This is a genomic window from Rhizobium herbae, assembly GCF_019511375.1.
Classification (GTDB): Bacteria; Pseudomonadota; Alphaproteobacteria; order Rhizobiales; family Rhizobiaceae; genus Pararhizobium; species Pararhizobium herbae_A.
The window spans coordinates 1,311,556-1,329,418 of the sequence record NZ_JAEUAO010000001.1 but is presented as its reverse complement, the minus strand read 5'-3'; the positions used below and the strand labels follow the sequence as shown (position 1 = coordinate 1,329,418).

General features: G+C 62.2%; 17 protein-coding genes. 15 read left to right on the top strand and 2 right to left on the bottom strand.

All coding sequences use genetic code 11. The features are described 5' to 3' along the window. The first annotated feature begins 4 nt into the window (after positions 1-4). The 10 genes from JNB71_RS06440 (at position 5) to JNB71_RS06395 (ending at position 10,754) form a co-directional block, all read left to right on the top strand. Positions 5-1,513 carry a GMC oxidoreductase gene (locus JNB71_RS06440; protein ID WP_220370955.1) on the top strand — a complete coding sequence of 503 codons (1,509 nt, stop codon included), beginning with the start codon at positions 5-7 and terminating at the stop codon, positions 1,511-1,513. After that, positions 1,510-2,277, top strand: coding sequence for a 3-ketoacyl-ACP reductase (locus JNB71_RS06435; protein ID WP_220370954.1), 768 nt, complete (start codon positions 1,510-1,512; stop codon positions 2,275-2,277). Before JNB71_RS06440 ends, JNB71_RS06435 begins: the two co-directional genes overlap by 4 nt. Before the next feature lie 163 nt (positions 2,278-2,440). Beyond that, positions 2,441-4,096, top strand: coding sequence for a GMC family oxidoreductase (locus JNB71_RS06430; protein ID WP_220370953.1), 1,656 nt, complete (start codon positions 2,441-2,443; stop codon positions 4,094-4,096). 8 nt (positions 4,097-4,104) lie between these two features. Next, on the top strand, positions 4,105-4,419 hold the full coding sequence (locus JNB71_RS06425) for a Dabb family protein (protein WP_220370952.1): 315 nt from the start codon (positions 4,105-4,107) through the stop codon (positions 4,417-4,419). 6 nt (positions 4,420-4,425) lie between these two features. Beyond that, on the top strand, positions 4,426-5,694 hold the full coding sequence (locus JNB71_RS06420; protein ID WP_220370951.1) for a glycerate kinase type-2 family protein: 1,269 nt from the start codon (positions 4,426-4,428) through the stop codon (positions 5,692-5,694). Positions 5,695-6,060: 366 nt separating this feature from the next. Beyond that, entirely contained in the window at positions 6,061-6,978 is a 918-nt protein-coding gene (locus tag JNB71_RS06415) for a transglutaminase-like domain-containing protein (protein ID WP_220370950.1), read from the top strand. A gap of 170 nt (positions 6,979-7,148) precedes the next feature. Next, on the top strand, positions 7,149-7,295 hold the full coding sequence (locus JNB71_RS06410; RefSeq protein ID WP_220370949.1) for a hypothetical protein: 147 nt from the start codon (positions 7,149-7,151) through the stop codon (positions 7,293-7,295). A 204-nt stretch (positions 7,296-7,499) separates the two neighbouring features. Continuing rightward, positions 7,500-8,312, top strand: a complete 813-nt coding sequence (locus tag JNB71_RS06405; RefSeq protein WP_223215754.1) for an MBL fold metallo-hydrolase — start codon at positions 7,500-7,502, stop codon at positions 8,310-8,312. Further along, on the top strand, positions 8,251-9,684 hold the full coding sequence (locus JNB71_RS06400) for an aldehyde dehydrogenase family protein (RefSeq protein ID WP_220370948.1): 1,434 nt from the start codon (positions 8,251-8,253) through the stop codon (positions 9,682-9,684). The genes JNB71_RS06405 and JNB71_RS06400 overlap by 62 nt, the downstream gene beginning before the upstream one ends. 170 nt (positions 9,685-9,854) lie before the next feature. Then, positions 9,855-10,754, top strand: a complete 900-nt coding sequence (locus tag JNB71_RS06395; RefSeq protein WP_431028239.1) for a DMT family transporter — start codon at positions 9,855-9,857, stop codon at positions 10,752-10,754. Here the strand turns inward: JNB71_RS06395 and JNB71_RS06390 are convergent, their stop codons facing one another. Next, entirely contained in the window at positions 10,755-11,933 is a 1,179-nt protein-coding gene (locus JNB71_RS06390; protein WP_220370947.1) for an aminotransferase, read from the bottom strand. 18 nt (positions 11,934-11,951) lie between these two features. Further along, entirely contained in the window at positions 11,952-12,998 is a 1,047-nt protein-coding gene (locus tag JNB71_RS06385) for a LysR substrate-binding domain-containing protein (protein WP_220370946.1), read from the bottom strand. 251 nt (positions 12,999-13,249) lie between these two features. Here JNB71_RS06385 and speB point away from each other — a divergent pair, with 251 nt between their 5' ends. From speB to JNB71_RS06360, 5 genes are all read left to right on the top strand, one after another. Continuing rightward, the gene (gene speB / locus JNB71_RS06380) at positions 13,250-14,311 is read left to right on the top strand and encodes an agmatinase (protein WP_220370945.1); all 1,062 of its coding nucleotides are present in this window, start codon (positions 13,250-13,252) and stop codon (positions 14,309-14,311) included. A gap of 75 nt (positions 14,312-14,386) precedes the next feature. Beyond that, the gene (locus tag JNB71_RS06375) at positions 14,387-15,175 is read left to right on the top strand and encodes a transporter substrate-binding domain-containing protein (RefSeq protein WP_220370944.1); all 789 of its coding nucleotides are present in this window, start codon (positions 14,387-14,389) and stop codon (positions 15,173-15,175) included. Between the two features lie 4 nt (positions 15,176-15,179). Then, complete coding sequence (locus JNB71_RS06370) at positions 15,180-15,848, top strand: amino acid ABC transporter permease (RefSeq protein WP_220370943.1); 669 nt, start codon at positions 15,180-15,182, stop codon at positions 15,846-15,848. Further along, positions 15,845-16,492, top strand: a complete 648-nt coding sequence (locus JNB71_RS06365; RefSeq protein ID WP_220370942.1) for an amino acid ABC transporter permease — start codon at positions 15,845-15,847, stop codon at positions 16,490-16,492. The genes JNB71_RS06370 and JNB71_RS06365 overlap by 4 nt, the downstream gene beginning before the upstream one ends. A gap of 94 nt (positions 16,493-16,586) precedes the next feature. Then, positions 16,587-17,675 (top strand): ABC transporter substrate-binding protein, encoded by a 1,089-nt coding sequence (locus tag JNB71_RS06360; RefSeq protein WP_220370941.1) that lies wholly within the window; start codon positions 16,587-16,589, stop codon positions 17,673-17,675. Positions 17,676-17,863 lie beyond the last annotated feature (188 nt).

The following is a 17,863-nucleotide window of genomic DNA, read 5'->3' as shown; positions in this document are numbered from 1 at the left end:
CGCCATGGTGAAGCAGCCCGATATCGTCATCATCGGCTCCGGCATCGGCGGGGCGACGATCGCCTCTGCCCTTGCGGGTTCCGGCGCCGACATCCTGATCGTGGAGGCCGGCAGTCATATAGAGGACCGGCCGGAAAACCGCGACCCGCGAGCGATCTTCCAGCGCGGCCATTTTCGGCCAAAGGAGCTCTGGTACGAAACCGACGGGACGAGCTTCAATCCGGGCAACTATTACAACGTCGGTGGCAATTCCAAATTCTTCGGTGCCGTGCTGGTGCGCTATCGCCGCGAGGATTTTGCCGAGATGCAGCATCTGGAGGGCGTCTCGCCCGCCTGGCCGTTCCCATATGAAGAGTTGGAGCCCTGGTACAGCCGGGCCGAAAAGCTCTATCAGGTGCGCGGCACGCTCGGCGAGGACCCGACGGAGCCGCCGCATTCGCAAGGCTACGCCTTTGCGCCGGTGCCGGACGAACCCCCGATTGCCGCAGTGCGCGAAAAGCTCAAGCGCAACGGCCTGCATCCCTATTCGCTGCCGCTTGGTGTCGATATCGACAAGTGGCTCGCCAAGGCGAAGACACCCTGGGACGCGCACCCCAACAGCTTCGACGGCAAGATGGATGCGGAGACCGCGGCGCTGGCGGTCGCGTTGCAGCATCGGAATGTCCGGTTGCAGACCGGGTCGCGGGTGACGCGGCTGGAAACGGCGCCGGATGGCAAGCGGATCGAGACCGTTCGCTATATCAAGGACGGCGTCGAACATACCGTCTCGCCGAAGCTGGTCATCCTGTCGGCAGGTGCGGTGCAGTCGGCGGCGCTGTTGCTGCGCTCGGCCAATGCCGCTCATCCGAAGGGGCTTGCCAACAGTTCGGACCAGGTCGGCCGCAACTTCATGAACCACAATTCGAGCGCAGTGATAGCGGTTTCGCCGTTCTTTCGGAACAGGTCGATCTACCAGAAGACCTTCGGCTTCAATGATTTCTACCTTTCGGATGGTGAGGGCGGCCCGCCGCTCGGCAATGTGCAGCTTCTCGGTCGCATCTCCGGTCCCATCCTGAAGGCGAACATGCCCTCCGTGCCGGAATGGCTGCTCGGTCAGATATCGGCGCACGCTATCGACTTCTACGCCATGAGCGAGGATATCCCGCATTCGGAAAGCCGGATCATGGTGGATGGCGAGCGTATCGTGCTGCAATGGGTGCGCACCAACTGGCCGGCGCATCTGATGCTGGTGAAGAAGCTGAAGCAGGCGCTGAAGGCGGCGGGATTCCCGATCGTCCTATCGCGCCCCTTCGACAAGCGCACGCCGTCGCATCAATGCGGTACGGTGCGGATCGGCAACGATCCGGCGTCTGCGCCGCTCGATGTCTATTGCCGCGCCTTCGACCACCGCAACCTGTTCGTCGTCGACGCGTCGTTCCTGCCGACATCGGCAGCGGTCAATCCGGCCCTGACGGTCGCGGCGCAAGCCCTGCGCGTCGCTGACCACATTGTTGCAAAGGATCTGGCGGCATGACGAAGCGTCCCGTTGCCATCGTCACCGGCGGACGCCGCGGCATCGGCCTCGGTATCGCCAAAGCGCTAGCCAAAGGCGGTTTCGACATCGCCATCACGGGCATCGGTGACGCCGATCAGATCGGCACCGTGCTCGACGACCTTCTGGCGCTCGGCGCCAAGGCAATTTTCCTGCAGGCCGACCTTTCCGATCTCCTGAGCCATCAGGCGACGGTCGATGCCGTTCAGGCGCAACTGGGACCTATCGCCTGCCTCGTCAACAATGCCGGCATGGCATCGGTGGTGCGCGGCGATTTTCTTAATCTGGCGCCGGAGAATTTCGACGCGATCGTCGCCACCAATCTGCGCGGCACGGTGTTCTTCACCCAGGCCGTGGTGAAGGCGATGCTGGCCGCCGGTTCCGAGGCGAGACGCTCGGTGATCAACATTACCTCCGTTTCGGCGACGATGAGTTCGCCCGAGCGGCTGGACTACTGCGTGACGAAGGCCGGGCTCGCCGCCTTTTCGCAAGGGTTGGCGCTGCGTCTTGCAGAAACCGGCATCGCCGTTTTCGAGGTGCGGCCGGGTATCATCCGCTCTGCCATGACCGCCGGCGTTTCCGCGAAATATGACGCCCTGATCAATGACGGTCTGGTGCCGATGAAGCGCTGGGGCGAGCCGGAGGATATCGGCACGATCGTTGCGGCATTGGCGAGCGGCGGTTTCGGCTTTGCGACGGGATCGGTGATCAATGCCGATGGCGGGCTGTCGATCGGAAGGTTGTGAGGGTGCGGCGGCGATTGCCCCTCACCCTAGCCCTCTCCCCGAAAACGGGGAGAGGGAACGACTGAGTTTGCCGCACTCTCCTTCGCCCCGCTTGCGGGGAGAAGGTGCCCGAAGGGCGGATGAGGGGTTTTGGCTCGGCATGACGTGAATTTGAGGAAGACACATGACTTACGATTACATCATCACCGGCGGCGGTCCGGCCGGTTGCGTCCTTGCCAACCGGCTGACGGAGGACGCCGACGTCACGGTGCTCCTGCTCGAAGCGGGCGGTAGCGACTGGAACCCGCTATTTCATATGCCGGCCGGTTTCGCCAAGATGACCAAGGGCGTGGCAAGCTGGGGCTGGCAAACCGTGCCGCAGAAGCACATGAAGGGCCGCGTGCTGCGCTATACGCAGGCCAGGGTCATCGGCGGCGGCTCCTCGATCAATGCGCAGCTTTATACGCGCGGCAATGCGCTCGACTATGATCTTTGGGCGAGCGAGGACGGCTGCACCGGCTGGGACTACCGTAGCGTTCTGCCCTACTACAAACGCGCCGAAGACAACCAGCGTTTCGCCGACGACTACCACTCCTATGGCGGGCCGCTCGGGGTTTCCATGCCCGTCTCCGGCCTGCCGATCTGCGATGCCTATATCCGTGCCGGCCAGGAGCTCGGCATTCCCTACAATCATGATTTCAATGGCAGGCAACAGGCCGGCGTCGGTTTCTACCAGCTCACCCAGCGCAATCGCCGCCGCTCCTCCGCCTCGCTCGCCTATCTCTCGCCGATCAGGAACCGCAAGAACCTGACGGTCAGGCTCGGCGCGCGGGTGAGCCGGATCGTGCTCGAAGGCAGACGCGCCGTCGGCGTCGAGATCGCCACGTCGCGCGGCGCCGAGATTGTCCGGGCCGAGCGCGAGGTGCTGGTTTCCTCCGGCGCCATCGGCTCGCCGAAGCTCCTGCAACAGTCCGGCATCGGGCCTGCCGATCATCTGCGCTCGGTCGGTATCGAGGTGAAACACGATCTGCCGGGGGTCGGCTCCAACCTGCAGGATCATCTGGATCTCTTCGTCATTTCCGAATGCACCGGCGACCACACCTATGACGGCGTCGCCAAATTGCACCGCACGCTCTGGGCGGGCCTGCAATATGTGCTGTTCCGCACCGGCCCGGTCGCCTCCTCGCTCTTCGAGACCGGCGGCTTCTGGTATGCCGATCCGAATGCCCGCTCGCCCGATATCCAATTCCACCTCGGTCTCGGCTCCGGCATCGAGGCGGGCGTCGAGAAGCTGAAGAATGCCGGCGTCACGCTGAACTCCGCCTATCTCCATCCGCGCTCGCGCGGCACCGTGCGGCTATCCTCTTCCGACCCGGCGGCGGCTCCGTTGATCGATCCGAACTATTGGGAAGATCCGCATGACCGGAAGATGTCGATCGAGGGATTGAAGATCGCACGCGAAATCCTCCAGCAGGCGGCGCTGAAGCCGTTTGTCATGGCCGAGCGTTTGCCGGGACCCAAGGTGATGACGGACGAGGAATTGTTCGACTATGGCTGCGCCAACGCCAAGACCGACCATCATCCGGTCGGCACCTGCAAGATGGGCACCGGTGCGGACGCCGTCGTCGACCTGGAGCTGAAAGTCCATGGCCTTGAAGGCTTGCGTGTCTGCGACAGTTCCGTCATGCCGCGCGTGCCCTCTTGCAATACCAACGGCCCGACGATCATGATGGGCGAAAAGGGATCCGACATCATCCGCAACCGCCAGCCGCTGCCGGCGGCGATTTTCAGCTACGAACGCAACGACCTCAGACCGCGGGCACGCGCCGAGATCCGATAGGAGCTACCATGATCCGCCATTGTGTCTTCATCCGCTTCAAGACGAGCGTACCGGATGCCGAGAGGGTATCGATTCTCGCCGACATAGCGGCGTTGAAGCCGCTTGTTCCTGGATATCTCGCCATCGACATCGGTCCCAATGTCAGCCCGGAGGGTCTCGGAAAAGGCTACAATAGCGGCTTCATCATCGATTTCGCCGATGCGACTGCGCGCGACACCTATCTTTCCCATCCCGAGCATGAGAAGGCGGGAGCCCGCATCGTTGCTGCGACGGAAGGCGGCGTTGATGGCGTTTTCGTCTACGACTTCGAAATCGCGAGATAATCCTGAATGATGCTAGAACCACGTCCCTTGCTGGCGAGCCTGTTCGAGGCTGCCGTCGAAGCGGCCGATCCGCTTGCGGCCATCCGCGCCCATTTGCCTGCGCGGCCCAAAGGTCGGACCATCGTCGTTGGCGCTGGCAAGGCGGCAAGCCAGATGGCGGCGGCATTCGAAAGCCTGTGGGACGGCCCGCTCGAGGGTGCTGTTGTGGCCCGGCACGGGCCGATCGCTGCCTGCGAGCGTATCCGCATCCTGCAATCGGCGCATCCGGTACCGGACGAGGCCGGGCTTGCCGGCTCGGCCGAATTGCTGCGGCTGGTTGAGGGGCTGACGCCGGATGACCTCGTCGTGGCGCTGATTTCCGGTGGCGGCTCGTCGTTGCTGCCGGCGCCGCCCGCCGGCTTGTCGCTTCAGGACGAAATTGCCGTCAATCGCGCTCTCCTCGCTTCCGGCGCGCCGATTTCGGCGATGAACGTCGTGCGCAAGCATGTCTCGCGCATCAAGGGCGGTCGTCTGGCCGTTGCTGCGGCACCCGCCAAGGTCGTCAGCCTGATCGTCTCCGACGTGCCCGGCGACAATCCGGCCTTTGTCGCATCCGGCCCGACGATCCCGGATCTGTCGACACCGGCGGATGCTCTTGCGATCGTCGGGCGCTACCGCATGGAATTGCCCGAGGCTGTGATGCAGCACCTGAATTCATCAAAAGCCGCAGCGCCTCGGCCGGACGACGCGGCCTTTGCCGGTCACCAGCGTCATATCATCGCTTCGGCCAGTGTTTCGCTGGAAGCGGCTGCTGCCAAGGCCCGGCAGCAGGGCATCGAGGCGGTGATCCTTTCAGACGCCATCGAAGGAGAGGCCGCCGATATCGGCCGCATGCATGCCGCGATCGCGCGCGAAACGGTTTTGCGCAACCGGCCGTTCCAGAAACCTGTCGCCATCCTGTCCGGCGGCGAAACGACGGTGACCATTTCCGGCAACACCTATGGCAAGGGCGGACGCAACAGCGAGTTTCTGTTGTCCTTCGCGCTCGACATCGAGGATGTTGACGGCATCCATGCCCTGGCGGCCGATACCGACGGCATCGATGGCTCGGAGGACAATGCAGGGGCTTTCGCCGATGCGGGGACGGTGACGCGGGTGCGTGCGGCCGGTGGCGATCCGCGCGACTGTCTTGCCCGGCACGATGCGTGGAGCGCCTTTCATGCTAGCGGCGACCTGTTCGTTCCCGGTCCGACAGGAACGAACGTCAACGACTTCAGGGCGATGCTGGTCATTTAAATCTGCTTATAAATCAAAAATTTAAGGTCGGATGTCGCGATTTAGCCGCGCACACCTTCGGGCATCCCTTGCGAACCTTTTCGCTTGCACATCGGCGCCGGCATCCCTCGGTAGGTTGTCAGCGTTTGGCGATCGGCTTAGTATTTGCGGTAATTGTCTGCCTCGCGGCGACGCCCGCACGGCGCCCGGTTGGCGGTAAAGGCACCTCATCCTCAAGGCTCGATCCTCAAGACGCCGGGATGGGTGATGAAGACATGCGTGCGAGTTGCGTTCTGTAGCGGAAGCTCTCTTGGGTTCTCATTTTCCAAGCCTGAAACCGGAACAATGATGCGGGAATCCGTTCCCGCCGATGGTGGGAGGTAGCCTATGTTCATACGGTTCGGATACGAGATCGGCATCAGCTGCGAGCAGCCGACGCCGATGATGACCTATCTTTCCGTCGATCGTGCCAGGCGGTCCGACATCATCAGCGAGCGGGGACCGGTTGCCGAGCCGCCCGTGAAAATCGGCGAGGTCGTCGATCCGCACGGCAATGTCTGCATGCGCATGGTCGTGCCCGCCGGCGGGTTGAAGTTGAGCTACGATGCCGTTGTCAGCGACAGCGGCCGCCACGATCGCGTCAATCTCGAGGCGAAGGCCGTACCGGTCGAAAGGCTGCCTTCCGCCTGCCTGCCCTATCTCTCTGCCAGCCGTTATTGCGAAACCGACCGTTTTGGCGCGCTGGCCTGGCGGTTGTTCGGGGATATCGAACCGGGTTGGCAACGTGTGAAGGCGATCTGCGACTATGTGCATGACCGACTGATCTTCAGCTACGGCTATGCACCACACTTGCGCACGGCGATGGAAGCGCATGAGGAGCGGGCAGGAGTCTGTCGGGACTACGCCCATCTCGCCGTCACCCTTTGCCGCTGCATGAACATGCCGGCCCGCTACGTCAACGGCTATATGGGTGATATCGGTGTTGCCGGTGATCCCGCGCCGATGGATTTCAATGCCTGGTTCGAAGTCTATCTTCAGGACCGATGGTACACGTTCGATGCCCGCCACAATATTCCGCGCATGGGCCGTATTCCGGTCGCACGCGGCCGTGACGCCGCCGACATTCCGCTGATCCAGACCTTCGGCAAGCATGAGCTGACGACCTTCAAGGTATGGACCTACATGGAAGAGACCGGTGCGATGACGAAGCCGCACAGCCAGCCCGATGTTTCGTTGCTCAGTCCCTGGTTCAGCGAGCAATGGTCCAGGCACGTGAGAGAAAGAGAACAAGGCCGGGAACATTAAGACGCCTGCGGCGTTTCTTCCTCTGGCCGATCGCGCCCGAGAACGGTTTTTCCCCCTCCGGCGACAAATAAAGAAAATAATATCTATAAAGTCGGTGGAAAATATCGGAGAAAGCCGGTGTGACGGCATGGTCGGCAGAATATCTGCAACGGCTCGAAGTGGAGGACAGGATGCAAGGTTCGAAACCGGTGATGCAGAATCGCCCAACCGCCTTCGGCAACCCGGGAACACAGTTTTCCTGGAACATGGCCGCCCAGGCGGCAGCATTCGCTGCGGCTTTCCTTTTTGTCTCCGCGCTCGTTCTTGGGGCGATCTGATCTTTTTTGCGGCGGAATTCGCCGCCCTCGATCGAAGCCCCTGAATCGACGCCGGTTCAGGGGCTTTCGTTTTTCAGGGCGTCTGCGCATCACAAGCAGGTTGCGAGCTGTTTCCTGAAGCGGTGGCCGAAGGCAAGATCGTGCCACTTGCGGTCAATCGCGCCAATGTCGTAGCCTTGCTCGGGGAGGCGGCTGGACGTGAGCATGGAACGCATCGATCCCGACAGATGGTATGCCGTCAAGCGTCTCGATGACGGAGTAACCGCCATCTGCGAGCCGTTCATCCGCGAGTTCTACCGGTGCAATATCTGGCATGTGCGCGGCCGTGATTGCGACATGCTGGTCGATAGCGGCATGGGCGTGGTTTCCCTGCGTCAGTGGGTGCCGCTCGTGAGCGAACGTGATCTCGTTGCCGTCGCCAGCCACACGCATTTCGACCATATCGGCTGCCATCACGAATTCGCATGCCGCGCGGTGCATTCCGCCGAGGCCGATCTGCTCGCCAACCCGACCCGCGCAAACACGCTCGCCGATCCCTACGTCACCGACGAGATTTTCGATGCATTGCCGCCGGAACCCTATTGTTCGACCTGCTACGCCGTAAAAAAGGCGCCTGCGACGCGCATTCTCGATGACGGCGACATCATCGATCTGGGAGACCGGGTCTTCGAGGTCATTCATACGCCCGGCCATTCGCCGGGTGGCATTGCGCTCTATGAGAAGGCTACCGAAATCCTGTTCTCCGGCGACATCCTCTACGATGGCCCGCTGGTCGAGGACATCTATCACTCAAATGCCGCTGACTATCTCACATCCATGGAGCGGCTGTTGAAGATCCCCGTGCGCATCGTGCACGGCGGTCATTTTCCAAGCTTTTGCGGCGCACGTTACCGCCAATTGATCACCGATTGGCTGCATGAAAAACAGAACACGATCGGACGGGAGGGAGCGACACATGCTCGACAAACGCAAGTTCTACATCAACGGCGAATGGGTAGACCCGATCACGCCGAATGATCTCAAGGTGCTCAATCCGGCAACGGAAAAGCCGGTCGCCGTGATCTCTATGGGCGCGGCGGCCGATATCGACCGCGCCGTTGCGGCTGCCAGGAAGGCCTTCGTCAGCTATAGCCGCACCAGCGTCCAACAACGACTGGCGCTTCTGGAAAAGCTGCTTTCTATCTACAAGCGCCGCTACGACGAAATGGCGCAGACCATCACCATGGAACTGGGTGCTCCGGCGACGATGAGCCGCGAGCAGCAGGCCGATGTGGGCGTCGGTCATCTTCAGGGCTTCATCGATGCCCTGAAGCGCCTGCATATGCGCAAGGTGCTGGCGAATGGCGATGTGTTGTTGCGCGAGCCGATCGGTGTCTGCGGCCTGATCACGCCGTGGAACTGGCCGATCAACCAGATCGCGCTGAAGGTCGTCCCGGCGCTCGCCACGGGCTCGACCTGCGTCCTGAAACCGAGTGAATTCACGCCGCTGAATGCGCTCCTTTACGCTGAAATGGTGCACGAGGCCGGCTTCCCGGCCGGTGTATTCAACCTCGTCAACGGCGATGGGCCGAATGTGGGTGCGGCCCTTTCCCGGCACAAGGACGTTGACATGATGTCGTTCACCGGCTCGACCCGCGCGGGCATCGCCGTCAGCAAGGATGCGGCCGATACCGTCAAGCGCGTCACGCTGGAGCTCGGCGGCAAGTCGCCGAACATCGTCTTCGAAGATGCCGACCTGGAAGAACGCGTTACTGCCAGCGTCCTGGAATGCTTCAACAATTCCGGCCAGTCCTGCGACGCGCCGACGCGGCTTCTGGCGCAGAAATCCGTCTACGACAAGGTCGTCGAGATCGCCACTCGGGTCGGCAAACAGGTCAAGGTCGGCAATCCGACGGAAGAGGGCAGCCATATCGGCCCATTGGTCAGCGATATCCAGTTCAGCCGGGTACAGGCGTTGATCGAGGCGGGCATTTCCGAAGGCGCCCGGCTTCTGGTAGGCGGCGCCGGCAAGCCGCAGGGGTTCAAGCAAGGCTATTTCGTCAAGCCGACGATCTTTGCCGACGTCAACAACAGGATGCGGATCGCCCGCGAAGAGGTGTTCGGCCCGGTGCTTGCCATCATGCCGTTCGAAACGGAAGAAGAGGCGATCGAAATCGCCAACGACACGAGCTATGGTCTTGCCGCCTATGTCCAGACCGGCGATGCCAAACGTGCCGAGCGCGTTGCCGCGCGGCTTCGCGCCGGCATGGTCCACATCAATGGCGGCCCGCATCGCTACGGCAGTCCCTTCGGCGGCTACAAGCAGTCGGGCAACGGCCGCGAAGGCGGCGTGTTCGGCCTTGAGGATTTCCTCGAGGTGAAGACGGTGCACTGGCCCGATGCGGGGTGAGGCCCGTGTGTGGAAACATATGCCTCGCGGCCTTGCGGCTGCGGGGCTCGCTTCACCAATTCTCATGCATCCATAAGGAGAAGTCGTTGTTTCCGGCGGCGAGTTTCTGCTAGCTCCGATGCGTTATCGCGTGGCGGCGCCGTGCCGCGCAGATTCTGTGGACAACTCTCGTGTCAGACACTGCCGTTGGTTCTTCCGCGTCTGCGTCCGCAAGCCGCCTTGCTCTGATTGCACTGCTGGTTGGTGGTGTGGCGATCAGCGGGTCGCCGATCTTCGTGCGGCTGTCGGAGGTCGGCCCCATGGCGACGGCGTTCTGGCGGGTGGCGCTGGCGCTGTTGCCGCTTCTGATCTGGGCCAAGGCAAGGGAAAAGACGGTTTCGGATTCCCGGCCGGCCGGGTTGGCCGACTACGGCCTGCTCGTCCTGCCGGGCGTCTTCCTTGCGGCCGATCTCGCCGCCTGGCACCTGTCCCTGCATATGACATCGGTCGCCAATGCGACGCTGCTTGCCAATATGGCGCCGATCTTCGTGACGCTCGGCTCGTGGGCGCTGTTTCGCGCCCGTGTCAGCGGCGTGTTCCTCGCCGGCCTGACGACGACGCTGGCCGGCGTCGTGGTGCTCAAGGGCGGGCCTGCGGCACTCGGCGACGGGCATCTGGCCGGCGACGCGATGGCAGTCGTAGCTGCCGTCTTCTATGCAGGCTATATGCTTTCGATCGGCCGCCTGCGCAGCCGCTTTTCCACCAGCCGGATCATGATCTGGAGCACCGCTTCGGCAGCGGTGTGCCTGTTGCCATTGGCACTCCTCCTCGAAGACAGCTTCATCCCAATGGCGCCGTTCGGCTGGGCCATTCTGATCGGCCTTGCGCTTGTCAGCCACGCCGGCGGGCAGGCGCTGATCATCTATGCGCTCGCCTTCCTGGCACCGGCCTTTTCGTCTCTGACGCTATTGCTGCAGCCCGTCGTGGCGGCAGTCCTCGCGTGGGTTCTGCTCAGCGAGCCCCTTGGCCTGATGCAGGCGGTCGGCGGCGCCGTCGTGCTTGCCGGCATCATGGTTGCCCGCCGGGGCTGATCAGATTCCAGGCAGATGGAAGGTCGACAGCCGTTCTTCCAGTTTAAGGATCGTCGGCACGTCGGCATTGGCGAAGGCAAAGCGCAGGTAGCCTTCCTGGCCCTCCCCGAAATAGTCGCCCGGCAGGCAGACGACGCCGGCAATCTTTGCCAGCTTCTCCGCCACGAATTCGGAGTTGATATCTGGATAGGGGTGGCGGATATAGGCAAAGTAGGCGCCGATCGCCTGGAGTTTCCAGCCTGTCAGCTTGCCCATCACCTGTTTCAGCGCTTCGGCCCGCCTGCCAATTTCCGCGCGATTGCTCGCGCGCCAGTCGTCCAGCGCCGGAAGCGCCCTGGCGACGGCCGCTTGCGCCGACCGTGGCGCGCAAATTTGCAGGTTGTCCATGACCTTCGCGACCTGCCGTACGACGGCAAGGCCTGCGGTGATCGCGCCGAGGCGGTGACCGGGAATGCAGAAGGATTTGGAGAAACTGTAGAGGCAGATCAGGCCGTCCTGCCACCCCTCGAGCGTCAGAAGATCGTGCGGCGGCCCGCTGCCTTCGCCCAGAAAGTCGCGATAGGTTTCGTCGAGGATCAGCCAGGTCTTGTTGGCGCGGCAAAGATCATAGATCCGCCGCAGCAGGGCCGGCGGATAGACCGATCCGGTCGGGTTGTTCGGGGTGACGAGCGCCAGCGCCCGCACGCCTGGTTTCAGCGATGAGGCGATGGCGTCGATATCCGGCAGGAAGCCATCGCTTGCGTCGCAGGGTACCAGTTCGACACCGATGCCGAGCATGGCAAGCGTGGTTTCCTGGTTGAAGTAGAACGGGTTGGTCATCAGGACCGTATCGCCCGCCCCGGCGATCGCAATCACGGTCGAGATGAAAGCCTGGTTGCAGCCGGAGGTGATGTGGATGTTCCGCGCATTGATCGAGGCGTTGTAGAGGCTTGAGACATGCGTGGCATAGGCGGCCCGCAGAACCCGCTCGCCTTCGATCGCGCCGTAGCCTGTGTATGCGCGAGAGGCGGCGGCCTCGCCGAGCCATTTCAGCATTTCGGGATGCGGCGGATAGCCGGGAACAGCCTGGCTAAGGTCGATAAGCGGTCCACGCGCGCCGTCATAGGCCTTTGCCCAGGCGAGGACGGAAGGCACCGGCGGCGGCGAAAGTCTGGCGATCAGCGGGTTGAAGCGCGGCATTCTGATTATCCTGTGTTTTCAAGGCTTGACCCGGCGCTTTGGGGTCGGTTCGGGCCGACGGGCGCGGGCAGGAGAGGAGACGGGCTTGAAGCCATCCTTGGATGGCAGGCGCTCGGGGGCGCTGACCTTGGCGGCGCGGGCGCGGATGATGGTGCGCGCCGAAGTCTGCAACTCCGGCATGGGGTCGCTTTCCAGCGCCGAGAACAGCCAGTCGATGAAGACCTTGACGATGGGCGCGGCGCGGACCTCGTTGCGGCAGGCGACATAGAAGGCATCATTGGCGGGCACAGTGAGATCGAAAGGCGCGATCAGTTCGCCCTTGGCGATCAGGCTGCCGGCGGTGATCGTATCGCCGAGCGCCACGCCCTGATTGTGCAGCGCCGCTTCCGTCGAAAGGCGTGCGTCGCTCATGAAATGCTGGCGGCCGCGCTGGATATCGATGCCATCGGCGGCGGCAAGCCAGGTGTTCCATTCGCGGCCGTCGTCGCCATGCAGGATGACGTGGTCGCGCAGGTCGCGCACCGAGCGCAGCGGCCGCATGTTGAGCAGGGTCGGGCTGACGACGGGAAACAGTTCCAGCCGGCTCCACAGACGCGCCCAGCAATCCGGCCAATTGCCGTCGCCGTAGAGGAGGCAGATATCGACATCGCCGGAAAACAGGTTGGCTGCGTCGTTCGAGGCAATCAGGGTCAGTTGCACATCGGGAAACTGTTCGGTGAACAGGTGCAGGCGCGGGATCATCCAGAAGGACAGAAGCGCCGGCACGCAGGCGATGCGCAACTGACCGCTGGTCGTCGGTCGGGTCATGGCCGCGGTGGCCGCGGCGATCCCCTGGAATGCCTCGGTAACGGCCGGCAGCAGCAGTGCCCCTTGAGGAGTAAGCTTCAGCCGCTTGCCGCCGCGTTCGAAAAGCGCCGCATTGAAGGAGAGTTCCAGCGCTCTTATCTGGTGGCTGATCGCACCATGCGTGACGTTGAGCTCGCGCGCCGCAGCCGAAACGGAGCCACGCCGGGCCGTCGCCTCGAAGGCGCGCAACGGGTTTAGCGGGGGCAGGCGGCTGGACACGGAAACGGCTCCGAACGGCGGAAAATGATGTGAGTTTTTCTCACACCAAACGCTATAACAATGTCAATTGATTTTCCAATAAAATTGTTTCCTAATGTCGGCAACAAGGGCAAAAGCCTGGGGAACATGCAGGCAAGCGCTTTGACGCAATGTCGATGCGCGAACCGTTTTCGGCGAACATTCGAGCCATGTGAAGGCTTTCGATTGCCGATCCCGCACGTCTCCTCCGGCCCGATACGAGGTGACTGATAATGACGTGGGACGAGAAAAAGCTGAGCGCGCTGAAGGCGAAATATGGCGAAAGCCACGGCGGCGAGTTGTTCGATCCGGCATTCCGCAAGGTAGCGGACAAGATTTTCTCCAAGACCGGCACGCGCCTTGCGCCCTATGCCGGCGTTCCGACCTTCCTGACCGCCCCCTACATGCCGGTCGATGCCAGCGCGCCCGATTTCGGCAATCTCCAGGTTGCCATCGTCGGCGTGCCGATGGATCTCGGCGTCACCAACCGTACGGGCTCCCGTTTCGGGCCGCGCGCCCTGCGCACCATCGAGCGCATCGGCCCCTACAACCACGTGCTCGATTGCGCACCGGTGTTCGACCTGCGCGTCGCCGATATCGGCGACGTCCCGTTCCAAAGCCGCTACCGGTTGGAACTCAGCCATGATGATATCGAGAAGCGGACCAACCAGATCGTCGACGCCGGCGTCGTGCCGCTGTCGGTCGGCGGCGACCACTCGATCACCCATCCGATCCTGAAAGCCGTCGGCAAGAAGCGCCCGGTCGGCATGATCCACATTGATGCCCACTGCGATACCGGCGGCGCCTTCGACCACACGAAATTCCACCATGGCGGACCGTTCCGCAACGCGGTGCTCGATGGCGTGCTCGACCCGACGCGCACCGTCCAGATCGGCATTCGCGGTTCGGCGGAATATCTGTGGGAGTTTTCCTACGAGTCCGGCATGACCGTGATCCATGCGGAGGAGGTCACCGGCATGGGCATGCCGGCGATTATCGAGAAGGCGAAGCAGATCGTCGGGGACGGCCCGACCTATCTCTCCTTCGACATCGACAGTGTCGATCCGAGCTTTGCGCCGGGCACCGGCACGCCGGAAGTGGGCGGCCTCACCACTCGCGAGGTGCTGGAACTGATCCGCGGCCTGAAAGGCATCAACCTCGTCGGCGGCGATGTCGTGGAAGTGGCGCCGCAATACGACGCGACGACCAATACGGCGCATGTCGGCGCGCAAGTGCTGTTTGAAATTCTCAGCCTCATGGTGTTCAGCCCCTTCGTCAACGGCAAGCGGGGCTGATCCCACATCTGCGGCCGGATTGCCCGCACCACCCGAAGCAATGTCCGTATAAAGGGGAAGACAATGAAAAATGTAATGAAATCATCCTTGGCCGGCGTCCTGATGCTCAGCGCCGCCGTTCTCGGCTTCGCTGGCAACGCCCAGGCTGACGCCATCGACGATATCACCAAGGCGGGCGTCCTGAATGTCGGTGTCTTCGCCGATTTCCCGCCCTTCTCCTCGGCCAGCGCCGATATGAGCCTCAAGGGTTATGACATCGACGTTGCGCAATATATTGCCGACAGCCTGAAGGTGAAGCTCGTTCCGGTGCCGGTGACCGGTCAGAACCGCATCCCTTACCTGACCGAGAAGCGCGTCGACGTGCTCGTCAGCGTCGGCTACAGCAAGGAGCGCGCCGAGGTCATCGATTTCGCTGCGGCCTACGCGCCTTACTACATCGCCGTCATCGGTCCGGCTGCCCTGGAAGTGAAGGGCAAGGAAGACCTCGCCGGCAAGAGCATCGCCGTCAATCGCGGCACGCTCGAAGACACGTCGCTGACGGAAGCGGCACCGAAGGATGCCGACATCAAGCGCTTCGACAACTACAACTCGGTGATCCAGGCCTTCATCTCCGGCCAGACCGACCTGATGGTTGTCGGCAACGATGTCGGCGCACAGGTTCTGGCCCGCCAGGAAGCCTTGAAGCCGGAGCAGAAGTTCCAGCTCCTGACCTCGCCGTCGCATCTGGCGCTCAACAAGGGTGAGGATCGCCTGAAGGCTGCCATCAACGATGCCGTTGCCAAGATGCTGGCCGATGGCAAGTTGAACGAAAGCTCGGAAGCGTGGCTGAAGACACCGCTCAACCCTGAAAACCTGAAGGATTGATCCTTTGGGCTACGCGCTCGATTTCGGCTGGCTGAACGATGCGGTCTCGCTGATCGCGAGCGGCGCTGCCATGACGATCTTCCTGATCGCGGTGTCGGCAATCGCCGGCATCGTGCTCAGCATTTTGGCCGCGGCAGCCCGGCGCAGTCGCCATGCCGTTCTGCGCCAGGGGATTGCCGGTTATGTCGAGCTCGTTCGCAATACACCGTTTCTGGTGCAGCTTTTCTTCATCTTCTTCGGGCTGCCCAGCCTTGGCATCCGCCTTGATCCCGTCGTCGCCGCCATTCTGGCGATGACGCTGAACATGACGGCCTATACGACGGAAATCGTCGGCGCCGGGCTCGATGCCGTGCCGAAGGGGCAGAGGGAAGCAGCGCTTGCACTGGGCTTGCGGCCACGCGTGGTCTTCATGAAGATCGTGCTGCCGCAGGCGCTGAAGGTGATCTATCCGGCGCTGACGAGCCAGATCGTCATCATGATGCTGGAATCCGCCGTCGTTTCGCAGATTGCCGTGCGCGAACTGACCTATGAGGCCGACATGCTGCAGGCCCGCACCTTCCGCGCGTTCGAGACCTATTTGATCGTCACGCTCGTCTACCTCGCGATGAGCATCGGCTTGCGCCGCTTGCTGATCGCCGGAGGCAACCGCATGTTGGCTGGAGGCGTGTCGTGATCGAGTTCACACTCTGGGACATCATCCGCAACCTCTTGCTGGCAGCCCGGTGGACGGTGCTTCTGTCGGCGGTCGCCTTTGCGGGCGGCACGATTGTCGGCCTGCTCATCCTGTTCCTGAGGATATCCAAGCGGCGCTGGATGCGGCAGTTCGCCGAATACTACATCGGCCTGTTCCAGGGCACGCCGCTTTTGATGCAGCTTTTCCTGTTGTTCTTCGGTCTGCCGCTGCTCGGGTTTCGCATCGAACCATGGACCGCTGCCGTGCTCGGGCTTACCCTGTGCGCCAGCGCGTTCCTTGCGGAAATCTGGCGCGGCGGCGTACAGGCGGTGCCGCTTGGGCAGTGGGATGCCGGCAGCAGTCTCGGGCTGCATTATCTCAAGCAATTGCGGCTGATCATCCTGCCGCAAGCTTTTGCAATCACCCGGGCTCCCACCGTCGGTTTTCTCGTGCAGTTGATCAAGAGCACGGCGCTCACGTCGATTATCGGCTTTGAGGAACTGGTCAGAACCTCAAATGCGATCAACAATGCAACCTTCGAGCCGTTCACGGTCTATGGGTTTGTTGCCTTGATCTATTTCGCCTTGTGTTTTCCGTTGACGCGATACGCAAAGGTGCTGGAACTTAGGACCTTGAAACATTGACCGGCATGCAATCCGCACTTGCATACCAGGTCAAAAATTGGGAACAGACCGGAAGCTGAAAAAGAGCGGCACCGGCAAAAACAGGAGAGTGACGATGACTGATTTTCTGAAACACAATATCGGCCGCCGGGCCGTGCTCGGCGCCGGCCTTGCCGGCGTGTCGATGCTGGCCATGCCATCGATCCTGCGGGCGCAGGACAAGTCGCTGAAAGTCGGCGTCTATGGCGGTTATTTCAAGGATTCGTTCGACAAGAACATCTTCCCGGAATTCACCAAGGCGACGGGCATCGCGATCGAAGCCGTTGCCGAGCCGACCGGCGAAGCCTGGCTTGTCCAGCTCGAACAGGCGGCCAAGGCCGGCCAGGCTCCTGCTGACGTCTCGATGATGTCGCAGGTTTCGATGCTGAAGGGCCAGGCGACCGACCTCTGGGCGCCGCTCGATGTTTCCAAGATCAAGAATGCCTCCAATCTGATCGATCGCTTCGTCAACAAGTACCCGGATGGCCGTATCGCCGGCATCGGCGCCGTCTCCTGGTACATCACGCTGGTCACCAACACTGACGTCTACAAGGAGGCGCCGACCTCCTGGGGCGCATTCTGGGATCCGGCGAATGTCGACAAGCTCGGTCTGCTGGCGCTCGTCTCCAACTCCTTCCTGCTCGAAGTGACGGCCAAGACCTTCTTTGGTGGCACCAATGCACTCGACACCGAAGAGGGGATTGAAAAGGCCTTTACCAAGCTCGCCGAAGTCAAGCCGAACGTTCGGCTCTGGTATCGCGACGAGGCACAGTTCGAGCAGGCGCTGAAGTCGGGCGAAATCCCGATGGGGCAGTACTATCACGACGTCACCGGCCTTGCCGCTGCCGACGGCAATCCGGTCCGCTCGACCTTCCCGAAGGAAGGCGGCATTCAGGACTCCGGTTGCTGGGCGCTGTCGCGCGCCTCCCAGAAGGTCGAGGAGGCCCACATCTTCATCGACTATATGAGCCAGCCGTCGATCCAGGCCGTTCTGTCGCGCAAGGTCGGGACCTCGCCGACCGTCAAGCGCGAATTGACCGACCTCACGGACGCGGAATTTGCGGCGGTTTCCTCGGACATCGAGCCGATCATTCCGCGCTACGACCTCTACCAGACGAAATCGGATTGGCTGAACCAGAAGTGGACCGAACTGATCGTCGGTTGAGCTAAGCCCCTCATCCGGCCTTCGGCCACCTTCTCCCCGCGAACGGGGAGAAGGGACAAGCGGCAAACTCCGTCATCCCCTCTCCCCGCAAGCGGGGAGAGGGCTAGGGTGAGGGGCATTGCTCCGGACGCAGTGCGTTAATGTACAGCAAGAGCAGATGCCGCGATCAGCGCGGTCTTAAAGGGAAA